The following is a 21,409-nucleotide window of genomic DNA, read 5'->3' as shown; positions in this document are numbered from 1 at the left end:
ATTAATAAAGACCGATTACTTTCCACCAGATCCCGCCAACAACGGCCCAGATGACCAGTTGCAGTAGGCCCATGATGAAGCCCAGGCTCCACCATTTAGGCAGCGATACGTGACCAGCACCGAACAGAATTGGGGCGGGGCCAGTACCGTAGTGAGTGACACCGCCCATCAGGTTGGAGATCACCCCGAAGATAATGGCTGACATCAACCCGGGGGCACCCATTTGCACCGCAACTGCCAGGAATACTGAGTACAGCGCGGCAACATGTGCGGTAGAAGAAGCAAAAGCGTAGTGGATGTAATAATACAGCAGTGCCAGTGCCAGCAGTGCCACTGGCCAGTCGAGTCCGGTGAGGTTGGCGGCGATACTGCTACCAAACCATTTGATCAGCCCCAGCTTGTTAAGGAAGGTGGCCATCATGACCAGTGCTGAGAACCAAGTCAGGGTATTCCAAGCACCTTTCTCTTTCAGTACATCGTCCCAGCTCAGAACATTGGCGTTTACCAGCAGGATTAAACCGATCATGGCGGCTGTTGTACCATTCAGGCCGAAAGATGGCCCGGCAATCCACAGCCCAATTAAGGCGATGAAAGTTCCAAGTGTCACCCACTCAGACATTTTCATTTTACCCATCTCGGCCAGCGCTTTAGCGGCAATCTGTGGTGCTTGAGGGGTTGCAGTAATGGCAGGCTTGTTTAGCATATAGGCGAATAATGGCATCAGCAGCAGACCCACAATCCCCGGCACAATCGCTGCCAGCGCCCATTGGCCCCAACTGATTTCAATCCCCATATCGGCGGCGAGTTTGGCAGCTAGTGGGTTAGCGGCCATGCCAGTCAGGAACATCGCGCCAGTAATAGTGGTGCCATGGAATACAGTGGTCATCAGAAAGCTGCCAAGCTTACCGGATGTGTCGTCTTCTGCGCGGGAGCCATAAGCATCGGCCACTGAATTCGCCAGTGGGAATACGATGCCACCAGTACGTGCCGTGTTAGAGGGGATTGCCGGTGCCAGAATAAAATCTGTCATCAGCAAACCATATGACAGGGTCAGCGTACGTTTCCCCATCAAGCGCATAAATATGTAACCAATGCGGGCCCCAAGTCCACTTTTAATGAACGCTCTGGAAATAAAGAACGCCATTACAATCAGCCAGATAGTGGTATTAGAGAAACCGGTCATGGCTTCTTTAATAGATAAGGTTCCGGTGACGGCGGTAGCTGTGATACCGCAGATAGCCACGGCACCCATGGGGATAGGTTCTAGGATCAGCCCCAGCACAGTGGCAACGAAGATTGCCAGTAGATGCCAGGCTTTAGGATCAACACTGGCAGGCGCTGGCGTCAGCCAGATGCCGACGGCTACTGCCAGAATGACCAGCCATGAGATGATTTTTTTATTCATGGTAAGCACCAATTTTAATTAATAGGAATTATTGCGTTTAACTTGGTTTAAATTACTTTTACCAGGCGTTATTACCTGAGCTGCGGGAATAACATTAACTGAAATTCAGATTAAAATTGGCGAGGGGAATTCATATGTAACTTTGTTTGTTTTTTGCCATTTAACTCGTTTTGTAACTTATTAATGCTTATGTAAGATACATTTTATAATTGTAATATATTGATAAGTTAAGATTTTGTTTGTTACGAGCCATTTTTCATTATTTGATTAAATTAATCAGTTAAGTAAGTTGTCTTTGTTGTGATTTAATTTATTTGTCAGCATAAAATTTCTTACATATTCGCAGTTGTTAATATGTGACTTATGTCATTATTAACTGTAAACATGAGACCGTTATAAAAATTTATATTTAGTCTGAAAATGTTGGGTGATATAGGTGCCAACGATTTGTTATCTCCTGAATTAGGGGGTCTATCAAACCGTAGGCAAGATAGTTCAATTAAATAGAAGATTTCCAACCGGAAATGTTGCTTTTCGTACTATCGGTATACGACTAAGCTGGTAACCAGTTGCAATTATCAGGAGTCGTACTATGAAAGTCATTCAACAGTTGCGGGCGGTGCCCAGCCGCGACGGAGACGGGGTCAATATTATGCGAGTTGCTGATTTCCAGCGGTTAGCACTGGATCCGTATCTGATGTTAGATGAGATCCGCTCGGATGATGCCAAGGATTATATCGGTGGATTTCCGGCTCACCCCCACCGAGGTATGGAAACTTTTACCTACATTCGTAAGGGAGGTTTCGAGCATCGTGACCAGTTGGGTAACGTACGGGCAATCCGCGCCGGCAAAGTGCAATGGATGAGCACGGGCCGCGGCGTGGTTCATTCTGAAATGCCGTTAGCGGATGCTGACAGCGGGCTGCATGGTTTTCAGATATGGCTCAATATGCCCGCTAAGGACAAGATGCGCCATCCGCAATATCAGGATTCTGGGAATAGTGAACATGCAACACTATCGGATGGAAATGGGCAGTTGTATTTACTGGCTGGGCATTGGCAATATGGCAGTGAGTCCGCTGATGCGCCATTAATGGGGTTGGCGGCTAATGGTGCGATTGCCGATTTGACATTACCCGCCGGAGCAATATCTCAACTTGATTTGTCACAGTACAGTACTGTGGCGTTATATCTTTATCAGGGCAGATTACAGCTTGTGGGGGGCGGCGAGGTCGGTGCTGGCAATATGTTGCTTTTGGATCCAAAGGCACCATTGCAATTGCATGCCGCTGATGAAACAGCCGGGATGTTATTGTTGGCTGGCAATGCTATCGGTGAAAAAGTCGTGCAAATGGGACCTTTTGTGATGAATACTCAGGCGGAAATCATGCAGGCCATCAGTGATTATCAAAGTGGTCAGTTTGGTGAAATAGTGTGATTACCAAAGTAACAAGACCGGCGTTTTCGGTCTTGTTACTCCTATGACGGCTAGCTTTGCAATATCTGTAACGGCAATCCCAACATGCCATCACCACTGCCGGCTAAATGCCAGATAACGCCTACCAGCGCGATCACGGTGATCAAATACCAGGTGGCAGAAACAACCTGCCCGTAGCGATCCAGAGGGATCAAATGGCTGTTGAGCCGTTGTTTCCATTCCGCAATAATCTCCAGTCCACCGATGGCCAGCAGGAACCCCAGCAGTGTTAGCCCCAGACGGTAACTAAGATAAACGCCCAATACTAAACCGGCACAGCAGATAACCAAACCCATGATGCGGTTTTGTGAAAAACTGATACTTTTGATGGCATGACCGCCATCCAGAGGCAACACAGGTAACAGGTTAAACAGGTTTAATAGTGCATTGAAGCCCGCTAAGGCTGCAAAAAAAGGATTGGCTGTCAGGTGATATATCAGTAGTGCAACCAGTGATAGCAGCAAGCCAAAAAATGGCCCCATCATCGAAATGACCACATCTTGCCAGCGCGTATTGATTTTATCATCCGACAACGCCAGCCCACCCATGAACGGAATAAGGTAGATGCCTTTGGTTTTCATCCCAAAATACTTCATGGCGCGGATATGTCCATACTCGTGAAACATCAGACATACCAACAACGCTAAGGCAAATTGGAATGAGAATAACCAAGAGTAGGCAGCAATGCTGGCACCGGCCAGCACCACTTTAATGACTTTGGCACTCTTAAATAACTTGAACGCCAAAGATAACAAGCCCAAAGTCCCAGGTTTTGTGGCCTTAGCCTGTGGTGGTGGGCTTTGGCGCTCCATATCCTTTTCTGTACGGCGGCCTTGTGCGTAGATGTCATCATCAACCTGTAGTCGATAATCCAGCACAAAAGGTTGCCAGCGGATATCCGTTTCAAGACGTACCTCTATAGGTTGCGCTTTGTCTTGTTGATGCAGTTGAAATACATGGACTTTCAGTCCTTCATTGTCGCTGCCAGCCGTCTTTTGTGAAACCAGTTGGTCATCCCAGAATAGTTGTTGCCAGCCCGCCAGCGATGCTTCAAGTCGCAGCGGTTTTCCGAGACATTCAATATTTAATAATTCCATGACGTTCCGTCATTCAGTAACTTGAGGGCGATTATGCACATTGCTATGCCATAACAGAAGTGTTTAGGACAGAGATTTGACGAATTGTATGGCTTCAGTAACGGAATTTATCTGCAGTTTGCTGACGCAACAGCTGCCATCCAACAGCGCGTGAGCTTGTATCAGCTGTTGTAATTCACTCAGCGGTATCATTTCTGACATGAGCAGTTGCACTTGCTTATTGCGAAACGTTAATCCCCAGATGGTTCCGGCGCTGTCCACTAACCGGTCGCCTAAGTTGAGCAAATGCGCGGCAGCCAAGAGCTGTTCCCAGTCTTGGTTATTCTCCAAGTACAGCAATTCATCGACATTTTGCTGGTGCAACAGTGCTGGCCAGTGGGGCGTTGCTGCTGCGTCAGTTGCGGTTGCTGTAGTCAAAGGTAATTTCTGCGCCTTGATTTTCAACAACACAAGGACCGTGCTCCCGCTGGGTTTTATGTTGGGCCCCGCCAATGTGTATTTCCACATTGGCATACATATGGCGTTTTACTTCGATATGATTGCGATGGTAGTAACTGTCGCTGTCGTTACGCACTGTGTCAGCTTCTGCTTCTTCCCGTGTCAGTTCCGCGTCAATGGTATGCTTTTGCTCCAGCATCATCTTGACCTGCTCTACCATCACAGCATCCTGTTGCCATTCAGCTTTGGGCGGAAGTTTTCTCAGGCGCGCTTCCATGTCTAGTTTGGTCACCACTAGCTGTCGGATACTTTCGTCCAGCTCTTTAAGCTTAAGTTTCTGCTCGTCCAACCGCATCGCACAATAGAGTTCGGTTTTGGTGTCGGCGGTCGCGCCGATGGTGACGGCCTGGATCCCTTGTTCCGCTTTTACCCAACCACCGACCAAATCACCGCGACGACCACTGCTGTCGCTGACGATGAGCTTGGCGTCAGTTTCGGTATGACTATGCAGCAACTGCTTGGTCACCAACACGTTGCCTAAACACTGTAAGTGTGAATATTGCACAAACTGGGCTGAAATCTGTCCTTTGGCGTGTAAGTGGGTTGATAGTTCATTGCCACCCAACTGCCGTCCGAGAACCCCTTTACTGACAGTAATGTCGCCATCCGCCTCAAGAGTGGCAGATTCCACAAAGCCCATTACCGTAATATCACCGGAACTGCGTACCCGCATGCCTTCACAAACATCGCCGCTGATGAGTACGCTGCCTTTGAAATCTACATTGCCATAGCCAACATCTACGTCTTTAATTTGCAGTACATCGTCGACTTGCATGCCGTCACGAAATTCCACCGGCTGGCCTGCTGCCGTTGCCAACAGCATGTTGGGATTGGTGGGGGATATTTCGGTGCCGACTCCCGCTTTGAGTTCAAGGTCTTTCCCCGCTTTGGCCGGGATAATTTCGCCGTTGACGTTGTAACCGTTCACGCCGTCAGTAGCCGGTATCTTTACCATCAATAGATCTTTGGGCCGCACCATTACCACTGAGCCAAGGTTGCGCATATCCACCGTGCCATCTTCACGTTCTTGAGGCTGTAACAAGCGCTCTCTGGCCAGCGGTACTTTACGTTCAAGTTTGGCGTGGGTACCATTGATGACGGGTCGGCCTACTGCAATCATGCCGCTAACACTCTCTCCCGGGCGCAGTTTGCCTGCTGCATTTAACAGTGCTTCAATTTTTTGTTTTGACAGCCCCATACAGATATTCTGTAGTTTGAGCTGTTGTAAAACCTCTGGCAAGCTAACGGCTTTCCCTCCCCAAGGTGCAACAAGGGTCATGCTGGCTTGCATCTTATCTTTGGTGGTCTCTAAGGTAATTTTGCCGTCACACCGCTCAGCAATGCGGAAGAAAAGTTCATGACAGCCTTCATCCTTTACCGACAGGTTGTTGACATCTTTCACCGCTGTTTTGATCGCTTGTTCAAGCGGGAAGAGTGACGCAAATTCCGGCAGCGTTAATAGTTGCCGTAACGATTCCTCGGTAATAGGTCCGTGTTTTTGGGGGACAATCCTTAACTCAGCGAACTGACTATCGCTGCTTAGGTGGAGCAGTTCTGGCGCCAGCATGATGTTATCCAAGGTAATTTCATTATAGTTTTATGTGATCCTGTCCGAGTATATCAATACTTTTCCGGCCAACGAACCCTTTTAATAACAAACATCTAACGTTACCTGAAATCTGTTGTCAATGTCGCAAACTGCGCTTTTTTTGCTCAAGTGCGATTACGATAGACCTTGTACTTATTGGTCTCAGCGATGATATTCACTTCACCAAAATGGCGGACAATGGTGTCGGCATAAGGTAAATGCCGATTGGCAACAATCTGCCAGATGCCTCCTGATTTGAGGTGACGGCGGCTATCGGCGACAAAGCTGGTGGCGATATCGGTGGTGCTGTTGAGGCCGTCATGGAATGGCGGATTGGAAATAATGCCGTCAAACGCTCCCGTGACCTGTGCCAATCCATCAGATGGATAAACTCGGGCGCTGAAGCCATTGGCCGCTAGCGTATGTTCACAAGCAAGCAATGCCAATGCGTTGATGTCGACGCATTCCAGCTGCAATTGCGGGTTCTGCAGCAATAGTGCTGCGCTGATCACTCCGGCACCACAGCCAAAGTCCAGTACTCGGCCGTTTAGTGATGGCAAGTGTTGCAGTAATAACTCAGTGCCTTGATCCAGCTGTTTTTCGCTGAATACACCCACCATATTACAAATAGTCAATGTCCCATTTGCGGTGGACAGTTGGTAGCGACTGAGAAACGGTTCGATATGCAGTTGTGCTAGGGTGTGGTTACGCTCAGCGGTGTAAAGTAAGCAATGGCGGGCATTGTCGCGCTTTCTGGCGGGCGAGAAATGATCGCTCTGCTGCTTATCAAAAGCGCGAATACCGCCTTTATTTTCCCCAACGACTAATAACTGACCGCCGTTGCTAAGATAGACTGCGGCCAGTTGCAGCAAATATCCCATCAGGGCTTTGGCTTTTGGGTAGTAGATAACGACAGTGTCGAAGGTGTCTGGTTTTGGTAACTGATGGCCAAAATAACAGGTAACTTTTGCCCCCGCGGCTTGTAGAGCTAAATAATGATTGAAGTCCAGCGCCAGCGCGGTGACGGAATCGCAGTCTTTCTGCAGTTCAACAGCGCACAAGTCACTTTCGTGATTAAGCAAGAGTACTTTGCCGCGGACATGTTCACTGTTACGTAATATTAGCTGAGAGGGAGCGGTCAGCACTGGCAGAATCCCGTTTTGATTGAAAGGCGGCCATTATAGCCAAAGCGGCATCCTGAAGGGAATGTGATAGCAAAAGAGCAGCCAGTGGCTGCTCTTGTTAGCGGCAATGCGGTTTAATCTCAGTTAGCTGAAACGGGGGCGCTGGCTGGAGCTGGCGCAGGCACGGGTACGCTTGCCGCTGTAGCCTTTTTGGGCTTAGGCAACAGGCTGACCAGTTTGTTGGCAATATCGGTATTGTCCTGATTACCGATAAATAACTCCGCGCCGGGGCCGGTCGCAAATACCTGTACGTCGCCCCCCGTATGACCACTAGTCGTCCAGCCGGTGTTGGAACGCAGGTCAATTTCGTGTTTGATAGCTTGCGCCAGCACATCCTTGCCCTGCATTCTGGCATGATCAAAACGCGCTTTGAGTTCGTCATCGATAGCAAATCCCAGCCCATCAGCAAGGAGCTGCGGCCAGTTATCATCTGCCAACGCTTTGGCTGCCAGCGTTTCTGGACTGGCTTTAACCGCTTTAATCACTTCTGGATACCAAGCATATTTACCATCGCGGCCAATCGACATACCCCCGGTATTGTGATCGGCTGTGACGACCATCAGGGTATCAGGATGGCTGCGCACATATTGCTCGACGGCTTCTACCGCGTGGGCAAATTCATCCATTTCACCCATCGCTGCGACGATGTCATTGTCGTGGCCTGCCCAGTCAATCTGGCTGCCTTCCACCATCAACACAAAGCCTTGGGGGTTCTGTGACAATAACGCTAGGGCTTTGTTGGTCATGGTACTGAGCCGATGGGCATCGGGTTCATCCACCGCCCAAGGCAGTTGCACGTCAGCAAAGAGTCCTAACACCTTAGGTTGGGTAACATTCTGTAACAGGTTGAAATCGTTAATTACCTGATAACCTTTGTTGCGGAAAGCTTCTAACATTGGCGCGGTGAAATATTTCTGACCGCCGCCGAGCAATACGTCCACATCGGTATTGATATAGGTGGCGGCAATCTCATCATAATTTTTGCGACTTTCATTGTGGCTTAAAAAAGCGGCTGGCGTGGCATGATTCACCTGACAGGTTACTGCCACACCAGTGCTGAGCCCGCGTTTTTTGGCCCGTTCCATAATGGTTTCCAGTGGTTGTTTTTGCAGGTCTACTGAAATTGCCCCATTATAGCTTTTGCTGCCAGTTGCCAGCGCCGTTGCCGCTGCGGCAGAGTCAGTGACATAGCCACTGACTCTGGCCGGATAAGTGCTGGCCATGCCAACCAACAAGCGGTCAAACACTGTCTGTTCCACTTCTTCTGTATCCGGATTGTCCTTGAAATAGCGATAAGCCGTGGTATATGCCGGGCCCATGCCATCACCGATCATGATAATTACATTTTTCGGGCGTGATGGAGCCAGAGCGGGTGCCAACATATCCTCGGCAAGCGCCGTAAGCGGCAATAACAACGCTAGCGCTAGTGCCGACAGTTGTTTGAACTTCATTGTAAATCCTTGTTATTGCTGGCTGATACGACGCTCAATCGCGTCCATCAGCATGCCAGTGATATCCACGTCAAAAGCGGCTTCAATTTCGCGAACACAGGTGGGACTGGTAACATTGATTTCTGTCAGTTTGTCGCCAATGACATCTAGCCCCACAAAAATTAATCCTCGTTTTTTTAGCTCAGGTCCTAGAGCTTTGGCGATTTTCCAGTCGCTTTCTGACAAGGGCTGGGCGACGCCGGAACCGCCAGCGGCCAAGTTGCCGCGAGTTTCACCTTGCTTGGGAATGCGCGCTAGACAATAGGGCACCGGCTCGCCATCAATCACTAAAATACGTTTGTCGCCTTGGGTGATTTGCGGGATATATACCTGCGCCATTGCGTAGTTGTGACCATAATGAGTCAGTGTTTCGATGATTACCCCGACGTTGGGATCATCCTGTTTCACTCGGAAAATCGAAGTGCCGCCCATGCCATCGAGAGGTTTCAGGATAATATCGCCATGCTGACGATGAAACTCACGGATACGCATGGCATCGCGGGTCACCAAGGTAATAGGAGTGAATTCGCTGAACCAAGCAGTAAACAATTTTTCGTTGGCATCGCGCAGGCTCTGAGGCTTGTTGACAATCAACACTCCTGCTTCTTCAGCGCGTTCCAGCATATAAGTGGCGTAAATGTATTCGGTGTCAAACGGCGGGTCTTTGCGCATCAGAATAACATCAAGGTCACTGAGTGGCAGTTCTTGGCGTTCGCCTAAAGTGAACCAGTCGTGGGGATCCTGACGCACGCTGACGCTACGCATACTGGCTACCGGCGTACCGGAAATCAACGCCAAATCCTGCATCTCCATGTAGTACAGCTGATAACCGCGCTTTTGCGCCGCCAACAGCATGGCGAAACTGGTGTCTTTTTTGATATTGATGTCTTTGATGGGATCCATCAGGATGCCGAGTTTAATCATTTTGCTTTCCTTTATTGGGATTACCCCAAATCACCAAAACGTAATTGTAAGGCAGTAATGGCTGTCATTGCGGCGGTTTCGGTACGCAGCACCCTAGGCCCCAGTAGCACTTCGGTGAAGTTTTGTTGTTCGGTCATTGCAATCTCCTGGGCAGATAAGCCGCCTTCAGGGCCAATCAACAATCTGATTTTATGATTGAGCAATGTTAACCCATTAATACCATGACTGGCGCGTGGATGCAGGTTCAGTTTTAATGCGTCATCATTTTCAGTGCACCAATCTGTCAGTTCCATCGCTGGACGAACCAAGGGAATTTCACTACGGCCGCATTGTTCACAAGCACTGATGACTATTTTTTGCCACTGTTGGATTTTTTTTTCTAGGCGTTCGCCAGTAAGTTTGACGCCGCAACGTTCTGAAAATAACGGCGTGATGATGTTGACGCCCAGTTCTACCGACTTCTGTAACGTGAAGTCCATTCTGTCACCTCGGGAGATCACTTGTCCGAGATGAATTTGCAAGGGTGATTCCGTGGCATTGGCTTGTGCGGAAAGGATAGTTACCGTTACTGATTTCTTATCAGCCTGTTGGATCTGCGCCAAGTAATCCTTGCCATCGCCGTTGAACAGACAAATCTCTTCGCCTCTGCTCATCCGTAATACTCGGCCGATATGAGCCGCCGCTTCCTCATCTAACTGTAGCTGCTGGCCGATGACAACATTGCCGCTATGATAAACTCTCGGGACTCTCATAGTGTGTTCCTAGGTAAATTACTGCGCTATTTTGCCGGAAATAGCGCCACTTAAACAGCGTGACTGTACATAGATGTTGTGATTTCCCTGCACTTTGGCAACGGCATCATCGCGGCGACATTCGTCTTCGCTGACCGGATATTGATGATTCCAGGCAGTGAATAATTTTTGTTGGGCCGCAGCCAATTGCAACTGATAAGTATCATGCATATACAGGTAAGTTCGGGCAATTGCCCCTCGGGCTCGCTGCGGTGGCTGAACTTTATGGTTTTTAAAATCTACCACCATTTCGCACTGGCCATACTGCCCAGCACTAGCATTCCACTGGCTAAAACGATAATTAGAACGGTCACCGTTTACCTCGCCAATAGCGGGCACCAGATTATGCAGATCGGCTTCCATCAGATTGAACTGCTTGCTGCTGCGTTCGCAGTTCTTGCGACCACCTTGCTGCCAGCATTGCAGTTGATGTCCAAACTCCCATGCAGGTACGATATGTTCCCATTCAATCCTAGCTGCACGAGCGGGTTGCTTTCGTGGCTGAAAACCGCAGGAATGCCAGTCGGGTTGCCATTTCTTCTGTTGCGTGTCGATGCGGCAGCCACAGTAAAAGGTATTATTGACTGTCAGCTTGGCGTATAGCTGCTTAGCTTGACGTTTTGCCTCGTGAAAGTTATCTGCGCGTTCGGCCTGCGCCTGTTGACAAATAAATAACAGCAGGACTGGCACCAACAGTTGCCTGAGGCGTATAAAGATCAATCTGTTCCCCTAAAAGTACCGCTTAATGCCAGAGCGTGATGTAACTAACTCGGGCTTGTAATAGTGGCGCAGATAGTAAAAGAAGCTGTGGTTATTGGCAATTGGCTGCACTATGCCGCCGGTTGCAACCATTGCCCACAACTGCGGCAGCGGTAACGTGCTTGTCCACGAACGATTTTATTGTGGCGGCGCAATGTTAGCTCAATATCACCACATGCGCAGTGATAACGCTTACCCTTGGGGGTCACCGAGGTTGTGTCAAACTGATGTGTAGTCTTACCTGGCAAGTGAAAAATCTGCTGCATCAGTTGTTTCCATTCGGCGCCGTGGGGTTTGACTTTGCCATAAAGTTGGTAACACAACAGATGGCAGATTTCATGCGGTACTACTTCCCGAATAAATGCTTCAGGATTTTCTCTGAGCAATACCGGATGAAATCTCAGCTTGTTCAGTTGCAGATGTGCGGTACCCGCGGCCTTGCCTCTGAGCTTGAAGTTTACTTGCGGTCGCGGGAAGCTGCGCTGTAAGTGCTTTTCTGCTAATTGATAACATTGCTCGACGGCTTGCAGCAGTTGCTGCTCAAGCGCTGATAACACAGCGGTGGTTGCTGCAACAACCACCTGTGGGGATCGGTTGGAAAAGATATGCCACATAAACTACAGGTACCGCACTCAGAAATATTACGCGGGCTGCGCCCGCATCTTAGGTAAAACTACAATGTGGCCGCCGCTGCCGTCAACATGGCTTTGAGCTGAACGATCATCTGTTGTTCTGTCTGAGCATCGTAACCCGCCAGTCGTGGTGTATGAATATGTCCTGTAGCGATACGGCTACCCAGTTGCTGTTGCAGTAATATGGCTCGGTACGATATTTCATTGGACAGATACCCACCACCGGAACCTTCAACCGCGGTGCTGTTTTGCAATTCACTTAGGCTATTGGCGACAAACGTGCCTCGCTGCAAGGTTGTGACTGTGTGGTTATCATTGATTTTCCACTGTCCCTTCACCGCTTGAATGGCGGCAACGGGGAGTGAAAATTCAACAAATTCAGGCCCATTCAGCGCCTTGCCATCCAGTTTCGGTGGCTGCGGATGTTCTTTGTCTGCACCGGTCATGACATTGCGGTTATCTGGTGCTTTGGCTGAACGGTTACGGCCAGGAAAACGTTCAATATCAAAATCGTTGCGCCCCATACTGACGGTGACAACCATATTGACGCGATTGTCTCGATAGACTGGCGTTAACAGTGATTCGATAATGCCGGCATCAAAATCAGCAAAACGCACCGGGATCATCACCGTTTCTATCTGTACCTGCTTACCATTGACTTGAAAACGGTAGCCGTCCAATGCCAATGCTGCCATTCCGGAAGGATTGCTTTGCTCAATATGACGATCTAGGAAGAAAGGATCAAAGCCAGTCAGCAGAATTTTAATCTGGGCATCATCGGCGTAATTGATGTCGCTGAAACCGCGAGAGGCTTTTTCAACCGCTTTAGTTAGGATCTCGCGCTGCCAGTCAGCGATACCGAATGCTGGTTGTTGCTGTTGCAGCAACGTGCGCATCTGTAGTCGACTCCAGTACAACGAGCGATCATCATAATGACCAGAGCTGACATCTCGAACCGCTTGCTGCCATAAACGTTGTCCTTCGTGGGCGACCATCTGCGTGACTTTTAACTCGTCTTTCTGCCGCTGATATTTATCACTTAAATCATTAACAATGGCGCTATAGCGGCTGATGACATCAGGCATGGCTTGTTCGGCTTTTGGCAGTCGATCTTCTTCAACACCAGCAGTCACCGACAATGGCAACAATAACGCAGTCAGCAGGCCAAGGGTGGGGCAGAGCTTTAACATGACAGTTCCTTTGAATATATTGTTATAAGTCAGTGATCTAATCATTGAAATTAAGTATGCACCAGTCACAGACGAGCGCCAACAAAACATCAGGATTTTCCATGACTGACTAACAACTTATACCATTAGTGACTGCAGTGACTCTTGGCTATTAAAACGTTTGGTAAAGAAATCCAAGAACACGCTGATATTGGTTGCCAGTTGGCGACGGCTGGAATATACCCCATAAACTTTGAAGGGCTCGATTGGCCATTCCTGTAACAGTGGCACTAACGCGCCGCGTGCCAGTTCATTTTTACACACAGCGTGAGAGACCATGGCAATACCAAAGTCATCCAACGCAAGTTGTTTCACCATGGCGGCGCTGTTGACTCGGGCTTTACGCCGAAAACTCGCCATCGTCTTGCGGTTGCCTTTCCCTAGCGGCCAGATGGGCGCTGAACGCAGCGTGCCCATCAGAATTCCATCGTGCTGTGCCAAATCCTTGGGGGTGGCTGGCGTGCCATGAGCTTTGAGATAACCGGGGCTGGCAACCAGTATGGGCTGACGTTCAAATAAAAGACGGGCGACCATGTCAGAGGACTGCAGTGGGCCATATTTGATGGCGATATCATAACCTTCACCTACCAATCCCACCTCACCATCCGTGAACTGTACATCTAGTTCCACTGCCGGATATAAGCGCATAAAGCCACTGCAGAGGTTGGCGATGACTTCTTGGCTGAAAGATACAGGAATGGCAATGCGTAACAGTCCAGATACGTCATTGTGGGTGTTTTCAATGGTCGCCTGCGCTGCTTCAACTTCATTACAGATTGTCTGGCAATGCTGGTAGAATAAAGCGCCAACCTGCGTCAGACTGATTGAGCGGGTATTACGTTGCAGCAGGCGCACGCCAAGCTCCTGTTCGAGCTGAGCGATTTTGCGGCTGATGGTGGATTTGGGTAGCCCGGTATCACGTGCTGCTTGGGAGAAACCTTCTGCTCTGACCACTGCAGCAAATAGCAGCATCCCATTCAAATCTGGCATATTTTTCTGACTGTCTCAAAAATGGAACAAAGCGTCCAAGGCAGTTTAATGGTAATTCAGCTGATAACAAAGTTATATTTAGCGGCTGTACATATATAATTTAGAGGCTTAGCAGAGGATCTTTTTGATGAGCACCAATAAGCAGCCCGAAAACTCGACTCAAGCCCAAGCGCCGGATCCATTGTTTTTACATGCAGAACATCTGGCCAAGGACTTCTCTCTATTTCCCGAGCATAGTAAGCAAAGTCTGTCTGACGAAATCAACGGACTGTTGGATGACGATGACATCCAAAGCAATCTCAAGACACTGGCGCAGCTGGACGTGGATGGCTACGTTGCCAAGGTAATCCAGCCGACTCTGGACAAAAATCGTCCCGGTGCCAAACGTATTATTGCCGATCTGAAAGGTAAGATGATTGTTGAAAAACACAATGGACCTTTCTATTCCGCAGAAGTTGAACTGAATTTTGGTGGCCGCAGCCGCCGCGTCGGCTTTATTGCCCAAGAACGTACTACTGCAAATGGCGCTTGGATGCCTGAACATCATCTAATGTGTTGTGAAGCTATTCGTCATTTCGCTGAACTGTCGATGCCAATTGTATACTTCATCGACACTCCGGGGGCTGATGCCGGTGAACTGGCTAACAGCCATAATCAGGCTCATTCAATCTCCCGTGCGATAGCAGAAAGCGCCAACGTGGACGTGCCAACCATTGGTATTGTCATTGGTGCCGGTTATTCCGGTGGGGCAATTCCCTTGGCTGCTGCAAACATCTTGTTGTCGGTGCGAGACGGTATTTTCAACACTATCCAGCCCCAAGGGTTGCAGAGTATTGCTCGTAAATACAACCTTTCCTGGCAGGAATGTGCTAAATCCGTTGGGGTGTCGCCGGAAGAGCTATACACCACCGGTTGTATTGACGGCATTATCGATTTCTCGCCATCAGATCGCGATGAGCGCCAGCATAATTTGCGCCGCGCTATCATCAGTGGTATCGAAGCGGTAGAGCGCGCAGCGGTTGCTTTTGTAAAAGAGTCAGAAGATCTGCGTGAGCACTACAAACGTAGCCTTAACCGTTTCTTATACCCTTCAAAAAACTTGCAGGCGCTGGAAAACGCCGTACATATGTCACTGGCCAGCAGCCCGACAATGCATCTTAACCTGTTTGGCAGTGCTTACCGTTATTTGCGCTATCTGACTGCGCGCAGCCGTATTCATTCTATTTCGATGGAACAATATGGCCGTCTGTCGAAGGTCAGTGTGCCCGAAGGCGATCTACGGGCGCGTATCCAGAAAGAACAGGAAAAGGTGTTCCAATCTTGGTTATCGAATCCAGACAAACTGGTATACGACGAAGAGCTCGCTAAGTTGTGGAATAATTTCATTGCCAAGCGTGATGATATTTCCACAGAACGTAACATGCTGACACGCTTGATTTTGGGTGAACCGAAAGAGAACTATAAAAAAGCCCGTAAGGCGCTGTTGTTCAATATCGGTTGGAGCTTGTATCACCGCTGGAAGAGTAATGCTGCCAACAACTTCAAAGGCTTGATCCATTATCTGGAAACGCTGCCAGCAGAAGTGACTCAGACTCCGTGGCCGGAATTAAATCAACTGACGTTGCTGGATGTGGTCGTAAATGAAGAGTTGCGTGAAGACTTTATCTGGCAATGTTACAACATCCTGATCTTCAACGCATTGTACGACAATGTCGTCGGTAACTTGGCGTCTATTGCAAAAGAAGCCATGATGAACAAGAGTTTGTCTCGTGCATCGGTGGACGGTTTGCTGCATAAGTCTATCGACCGTGCGATTTCGACCCAAGATACCGCTAATGATAAGAGCAAGTTCTATAAGTGGCTGAAATATTTTATGTCTCAGTCCAACCGTGCCGAATTGCTCACTAAGACCGAACAGTGGAAAAGTGTTGGCTTCCCACAGTTGAACAACAGTTTATTTGTGGTCTTGACCTACTTCTTTGAGCGTTTGTTGCCTGAGTATTTCGACAGCGAGGATGACAACACTCAGTACACTGGCGCTATCAACCCGGTACGTATTGGCCGTCGCAAAGATTTCTGGAACCGCCTCACTATGGGCTATCAGGATCTGCTGATCCAGAAGGTGCTGCGTGAAGAGAAGAAAGCCGGCAATATGACGTGGAATAATATCATCGATAAGTTCTTCAGTAAGTTTGATGAACTCAACGGTGATAAGATGACCGCCAATTCGCTGAATTTCCCCGGTTTCCGTTTATCTATTGAAGATGCCTTGGATAAAGGCATTCGTCCCTGTGGGTTAATCACCGGTTTAGCAAATTTCAACCATAACGGTAAGAAGATTCGTGTCGGTGTCGCCGTATCCAATACTGCATTTCAGGCTGGCGCATTCGATATGGCCAGTGCCGAAAAATTCTCGGCGCTGCTGATTGAGTGTGCTAAACGCCAAATGCCGGTGATCTGTTTTATCAGCTCCGGAGGCATGCAGACCAAAGAAGGGGCTGCCGCACTATTTTCTATGGCGGTAGTGAATGATCGTCTGACCCGCTTCATCCGTGATAATGAACTGCCAGTCCTAATGTTTGGTTTCGGCGACTGTACCGGTGGTGCGCAGGCTTCTTTTGTGACTCACCCGTTGGTGCAGACATATTATATGTCGGGTACTAATATGCCATTTGCTGGTCAGATGGTGGTTCCCGCTTATCTGCCATCAACCGCTACTTTGTCAAACTATCTGTCGAAAGTCCCTGGGGCGATGAACGGCCTGGTGAGCAATCCGTTCAGCGATAGCTTGGATGAACAGTTGCAAAGCATTGATCCGTTAATGCCGATGCCAACAGAGAGCGTCGAAGATGTCATTTCTGGTGCCTTGTCCTCTTTGGTCGCAACCACCCACGAAACGAGCGCAGATGAGATCGTCCAAGATGACCCGCGCGCACTGATGAAGCCGATCAATAAAGTATTGATCCACGCCCGTGGTTGTACTGCCGTTAAACTGATCCGCAAGGCGCATGATAACAATATCAATGTGGTGCTGGTGGCATCCGATCCTGATATGACCGCTGTTCCGGCAGAGATGCTGAATGAAAACGATAAGCTGGTATGTCTTGGTGGTAACACTTCAGATGAATCTTACCTCAATGCTTATTCCGTATTGCGTGTGGCGGATTACGAGAAAGTGGATGCGTTGCACCCAGGGATTGGCTTCCTTTCTGAAAGTCCGCAGTTTGCTGCATTGTGTGTTAATAATGGCGTGAATTTCGTGGGTCCTAGCGTCAACTCCATGACGACTATGGGTAACAAATCCAATGCAATTAAAACCTCACAGTCCCAGAATGTGCCAGTGGTGCCGGGTTCACATGGTATTCTGACCAATGCCGAGCAGGCGGTAAATGTTGCCAGTGAAATTGGTTATCCGGTACTGCTGAAAGCCGTACAAGGTGGGGGTGGTAAGGGTATTCAGGTCGTACGTCGTCCTGAAGAGATGATAGGTCTGTTCCAGAAAACCTCGACAGAAGCGGCTGCCGCCTTTGGTAACGGCGATCTATACCTGGAAAAATACGTCACCTCACTGCGTCACATCGAAGTGCAGTTACTGCGTGACCGTTTTGGTAATACCAAAGTGTTGGGGATCCGCGACTGTTCAGTACAGCGCAATAACCAGAAGGTGATTGAAGAATCAGGTTCTACCATGTTGCCGGAAGAACTGAAGCAAAAGGTGATGAAATACACTGAAGCTTTGGGTAACGCAACTGATTACACCGGTGCCGGTACTGTAGAGTACATCTACAACTTAGATGCTAACGAAGTCTATTTCATGGAGATGAATACTCGTTTGCAGGTGGAACATCCTGTCACCGAAGTCACATCTGGCATCGATATTGTCAGTGCACAGTTCGATATTGCTGCGGGTCGGTCTATCGAGAAACTGCAGCCAAAAGAGCTGGGCTACGCCATTGAAGTGCGCGTGACCGCAGAAAAAGCGGCGTTGGACAGCCACGGTGTATTACAGTTGGTGCCAAATCCAGGCCTAATCAGTGAGTGTGTCTTGCCGCCACAAGATAATGTAGAAGTGATCTCCATCGCGGCTGAAGGTAAAGAAGTTTCACCGTACTATGACAGCCTGATTGCTCAAATCATTGTTCATGGTGAAGACCGTGAAGACACCATCAACAAGATGTTGGATTATCTGGATCGGGTCGTGATCAAGGGTATTGCAACTAACATTCCATTGCTAAAACGCATCCTCAGTGATCGTACTTTCCGTGATGGTGTCTATGATACTAACTATCTGCCACGCCTGATGGCTGAATTGGATATTCCGGCACTGATTGCAGAAATGGAAGCGGCGGCTGAAACTCAGAAGGTGGATACTGCATCTTTGCGTGTTGGTGAATCCAATGAATTGAAAGTGCTAGCGCAGGGTGCTGGTATTTTCTATACCTCTCCTGCCCCCGGTGAAGCCGATTTTGTCAAAGAAGGTGACATCGTCACTGTTGAGCAGACACTGGCGCTGACTGAAGCGATGAAGATGTTCTCGCAAATGACGCTGGCCGGTTTCAACCGCAAAGGCGCTGTCTTGTATCCGGAAGACAAGAAATACCGTATTGAGCGTATTCTTAATGGCAATGGGCAGCAGGTTTCCCAAGGGGATTTGTTGTTCGTCGTATCACCGGTTGACGAGTAAAAAAGTGTTGTTAAAGAAGCCCGCAGTTGCGGGCTTCTTTGTCTGATGACTAGCTTGGCTATCTTTGTTGACTATCATCTGTTTCGTCAATGAGCGTTAACCTCACCCTTTTGTTTGTCAGGATTACGGCAGTTCTGGCAAAAAATGTCATAAAAGTTTCCATTATTTGCGGGAATATGGGATGTGGCTGTAAGTACATCCGTATTTCTGTGTTTTCAAAATAAAGCTAACTACATAAAAATAAACTATTTTTTATAGTTATTTGGGTAAAGTCAGGGCTAGTCTTTAAGGCGCTGGTGAAATTTGAAACTCCTCATTGCAGGATACAGGGATTTCGGTGTTATAATACGCGCCTTAAATTATGGGGTTCCGTCTGTCGCAGCAACGAAGTGGCATACTCCGTCTCCTATTCACTAACTCATAATGAAGTTGAATCATGACTGACTTATCGAAATACAGAAATATTGGTATTTTTGCTCACGTAGATGCGGGTAAAACTACCACCACCGAGCGTATCCTGAAACTCACTGGTAAGATCCATAAAATAGGTGAAGTACATGATGGCGCTTCAACCATGGACTTCATGGAGCAGGAAGCTGAACGTGGTATTACCATTCAGTCAGCTGCGACTACTTGCTTTTGGAAAGAGCACCGTTTTAACGTTATCGACACCCCCGGGCACGTTGACTTCACCGTTGAAGTTTATCGTTCACTGAAAGTATTGGACGGTGGTATTGGCGTATTCTGTGGTAGCGGCGGTGTAGAACCTCAGTCCGAAACCAACTGGCGTTATGCGAACGAATCTGAAGTAGCGCGTCTGATCTTCGTAAACAAACTGGACCGTATGGGTGCAGACTTCCTGCGTGTTGTTGGTCAGATTAAACGTGTTCTAGCAGCAACTCCACTGGTGATGACTCTGCCTATCGGTCGTGAAGATGAGTTCACCGGCGTAGTCGATGTCTTGACTCGCAAAGCTTATGTGTGGGATGACTCCGGTTTGCCAGAAAACTACACTGTGACAGACGTACCTGCTGACATGGTGGATTTGGTTGAAGAATACCGTGAACAGATGATCGAAACTGCCGTTGAGCAAGATGATGATCTGATGGAAGCCTATATGGAAGGTGAAGAACCTTCTGTTGAAGACCTGAAACGTTGTATCCGTAAGGGCACCATCAATCTGGCATTCTTCCCCACATTCTGTGGTTCTGCATTCAAGAATAAAGGGATGCAGTTGCTGCTGGATGCGGTAGTAGATTACCTGCCATCACCAACTGAAGTCGTGCCTCAGCCTCTGACTGACCCTGAAACTGGTGAAGAAACTGGCGAAGTTGCCACTGTTTCTGTGGATGAACCACTGCGCGCTTTGGCATTCAAGATCATGGATGACCGTTTCGGTGCCTTGACCTTCGTTCGTATCTATTCAGGTGTGATGAAGAAAGGTGACACAGTACTGAACAGTGCCACTGGCAAGACCGAACGTATCGGCCGTATGGTGATGATGCATGCAAACGACCGTAGCGAAATCGATTACGCACAAGCCGGTGATATTATCGCTGTAGTGGGTATGAAGAACGTTCAGACAGGTCATACTCTGTGTGATCCTAAACACGAATGTACTTTGGAACCTATGATCTTCCCAGATCCAGTGATCTCTATCGCAGTGACTCCGAAGGATAAAGGTGCTTCTGAGAAACTGGGTATCGCACTGGGTAAAATGGTGGCTGAAGATCCATCATTCCAGGTGGAAACTGACCAGGAAACTGGTGACACCATCCTCAAGGGGATGGGTGAACTGCATCTGGACATCAAAGTCGACATCCTGAAACGTACTCACGGTGTTGAACTGAGCGTAGGTGCACCACAGGTGGCTTATCGTGAAACAATCACTAAAGCCGTTGAAGATAGCTACACCCACAAGAAACAGTCTGGTGGTTCTGGTCAGTACGGTAAGATTGATTACCGCATCAAACCAGGTGAAGCCAACACTGGCTTCAAGTTCGTATCTTCTGTTGTGGGCGGTAACGTACCTCGTGAATTCTGGCCAGCCGTTGAGTCTGGTTTTGAATCCATGATGAAAGAAGGCCCGCTGGCAGGCTTCCCTGTGCTGGACGTAGAAGTCGAACTGATTGATGGTGCTTACCACGCTGTTGACTCTTCTGCCATCGCGTTTGAAATCGCCGCTAAAGCAGCTTTCCGTCAGACAATGCCAAAAGCAGGTCCACAGCTGCTGGAACCTATCATGAAGGTTGATGTGTTCACTCCCGATGCTAACGTCGGTGACGTGATCGGTGACTTGAACCGTCGTCGCGGCATGATCAAGGATCAGGAAGCTGGTCTGACTGGTGTACGCGTTAAAGCTGATGTGCCATTGGCTGAAATGTTCGGTTACATCGGTAACCTGCGTACTATGACTTCCGGTCGTGGTCAGTTCTCCATGGAGTTCTCACATTATTCTCCATGTCCAGCTAACGTTTCAGAGAAAGTAATCGCTGAAACTAAAGCCAAGAAAGCCGCTAAATAAGGTTTTCTGCTAATAAAATGTATGGTCCGCCTCGTTGTTGCAAGCATAAAATTCAATGACGAGGTGGGTCTGCGCTAATGTATTCGGAGTCTCTGTTGGAGGCTCTCGCCTACCGCTCCACGATGAGTTCCGCGCCG

The 21,409-nt window shown here is 48.6% G+C and carries 15 protein-coding genes; 3 read left to right on the top strand and 12 right to left on the bottom strand.

Annotated features, from left to right (window positions below):
• Position 1: 1 nt before the first annotated feature.
• Positions 2 to 1,405: an anion permease gene (locus IE064_RS13245; protein ID WP_189618188.1), complete on the bottom strand. Its 1,404-nt coding sequence runs from the start codon at positions 1,403 to 1,405 to the stop codon at positions 2 to 4.
• 592 nt (positions 1,406 to 1,997) lie between these two features.
• Here IE064_RS13245 and IE064_RS13240 point away from each other — a divergent pair.
• Positions 1,998 to 2,843 carry a pirin family protein gene (locus IE064_RS13240; RefSeq protein ID WP_189618187.1) on the top strand — a complete coding sequence of 282 codons (846 nt, stop codon included), beginning with the start codon at positions 1,998 to 2,000 and terminating at the stop codon, positions 2,841 to 2,843.
• 50 nt (positions 2,844 to 2,893) lie between these two features.
• Here the strand turns inward: IE064_RS13240 and IE064_RS13235 are convergent, their stop codons facing one another.
• The 11 genes from IE064_RS13235 to IE064_RS13185 form a co-directional block, all read right to left on the bottom strand.
• Positions 2,894 to 3,979, bottom strand: coding sequence for a site-2 protease family protein (locus tag IE064_RS13235; protein ID WP_189618186.1), 1,086 nt, complete (start codon positions 3,977 to 3,979; stop codon positions 2,894 to 2,896).
• 63 nt (positions 3,980 to 4,042) lie between these two features.
• Positions 4,043 to 4,396 carry a DUF4144 family protein gene (locus IE064_RS13230; RefSeq protein WP_189618185.1) on the bottom strand — a complete coding sequence of 118 codons (354 nt, stop codon included), beginning with the start codon at positions 4,394 to 4,396 and terminating at the stop codon, positions 4,043 to 4,045.
• The gene (locus IE064_RS13225; protein WP_189618184.1) at positions 4,374 to 6,044 is read right to left on the bottom strand and encodes a flagellar assembly protein A; all 1,671 of its coding nucleotides are present in this window, start codon (positions 6,042 to 6,044) and stop codon (positions 4,374 to 4,376) included. The genes IE064_RS13230 and IE064_RS13225 overlap by 23 nt, the downstream gene beginning before the upstream one ends.
• Before the next feature lie 146 nt (positions 6,045 to 6,190).
• Entirely contained in the window at positions 6,191 to 7,210 is a 1,020-nt protein-coding gene (locus IE064_RS13220) for a methyltransferase (RefSeq protein ID WP_189618183.1), read from the bottom strand.
• Positions 7,211 to 7,329: 119 nt separating this feature from the next.
• A complete protein-coding gene (locus tag IE064_RS13215) occupies positions 7,330 to 8,700 on the bottom strand; it encodes an alkaline phosphatase (RefSeq protein WP_189618182.1) in 1,371 nt (456 codons plus the stop codon).
• A 12-nt stretch (positions 8,701 to 8,712) separates the two neighbouring features.
• Entirely contained in the window at positions 8,713 to 9,663 is a 951-nt protein-coding gene (gshB, locus tag IE064_RS13210; RefSeq protein WP_189618181.1) for a glutathione synthase, read from the bottom strand.
• Between the two features lie 20 nt (positions 9,664 to 9,683).
• Entirely contained in the window at positions 9,684 to 10,415 is a 732-nt protein-coding gene (gene rsmE / locus IE064_RS13205; protein WP_189618180.1) for a 16S rRNA (uracil(1498)-N(3))-methyltransferase, read from the bottom strand.
• Positions 10,416 to 10,433: 18 nt separating this feature from the next.
• Positions 10,434 to 11,171 carry an endonuclease gene (locus IE064_RS13200; RefSeq protein WP_373295270.1) on the bottom strand — a complete coding sequence of 246 codons (738 nt, stop codon included), beginning with the start codon at positions 11,169 to 11,171 and terminating at the stop codon, positions 10,434 to 10,436.
• Between the two features lie 113 nt (positions 11,172 to 11,284).
• Positions 11,285 to 11,827 carry a SprT family zinc-dependent metalloprotease gene (locus IE064_RS13195; RefSeq protein WP_189618179.1) on the bottom strand — a complete coding sequence of 181 codons (543 nt, stop codon included), beginning with the start codon at positions 11,825 to 11,827 and terminating at the stop codon, positions 11,285 to 11,287.
• Positions 11,828 to 11,886: 59 nt separating this feature from the next.
• Positions 11,887 to 13,035: a pyroglutamyl-peptidase I gene (locus tag IE064_RS13190; protein WP_189618178.1), complete on the bottom strand. Its 1,149-nt coding sequence runs from the start codon at positions 13,033 to 13,035 to the stop codon at positions 11,887 to 11,889.
• Between the two features lie 117 nt (positions 13,036 to 13,152).
• Positions 13,153 to 14,064 (bottom strand): LysR family transcriptional regulator, encoded by a 912-nt coding sequence (locus IE064_RS13185; RefSeq protein ID WP_133037811.1) that lies wholly within the window; start codon positions 14,062 to 14,064, stop codon positions 13,153 to 13,155.
• A 127-nt stretch (positions 14,065 to 14,191) separates the two neighbouring features.
• Between IE064_RS13185 and IE064_RS13180 the strand changes: the two genes are divergently transcribed.
• Positions 14,192 to 18,748, top strand: a complete 4,557-nt coding sequence (locus IE064_RS13180) for an ATP-binding protein (protein ID WP_189618177.1) — start codon at positions 14,192 to 14,194, stop codon at positions 18,746 to 18,748.
• 436 nt (positions 18,749 to 19,184) lie between these two features.
• Complete coding sequence (fusA, locus tag IE064_RS13175) at positions 19,185 to 21,272, top strand: elongation factor G (RefSeq protein WP_133037809.1); 2,088 nt, start codon at positions 19,185 to 19,187, stop codon at positions 21,270 to 21,272.
• Positions 21,273 to 21,409: the final 137 nt, after the last annotated feature.

It is taken from the genome of Shewanella fodinae (assembly GCF_014651955.1).
GTDB lineage: Bacteria > Pseudomonadota > Gammaproteobacteria > Enterobacterales > Shewanellaceae > Shewanella > Shewanella fodinae.
Note: the sequence above shows the minus strand (reverse complement) of the source record. Positions and strands in the feature narration are given on the sequence as shown.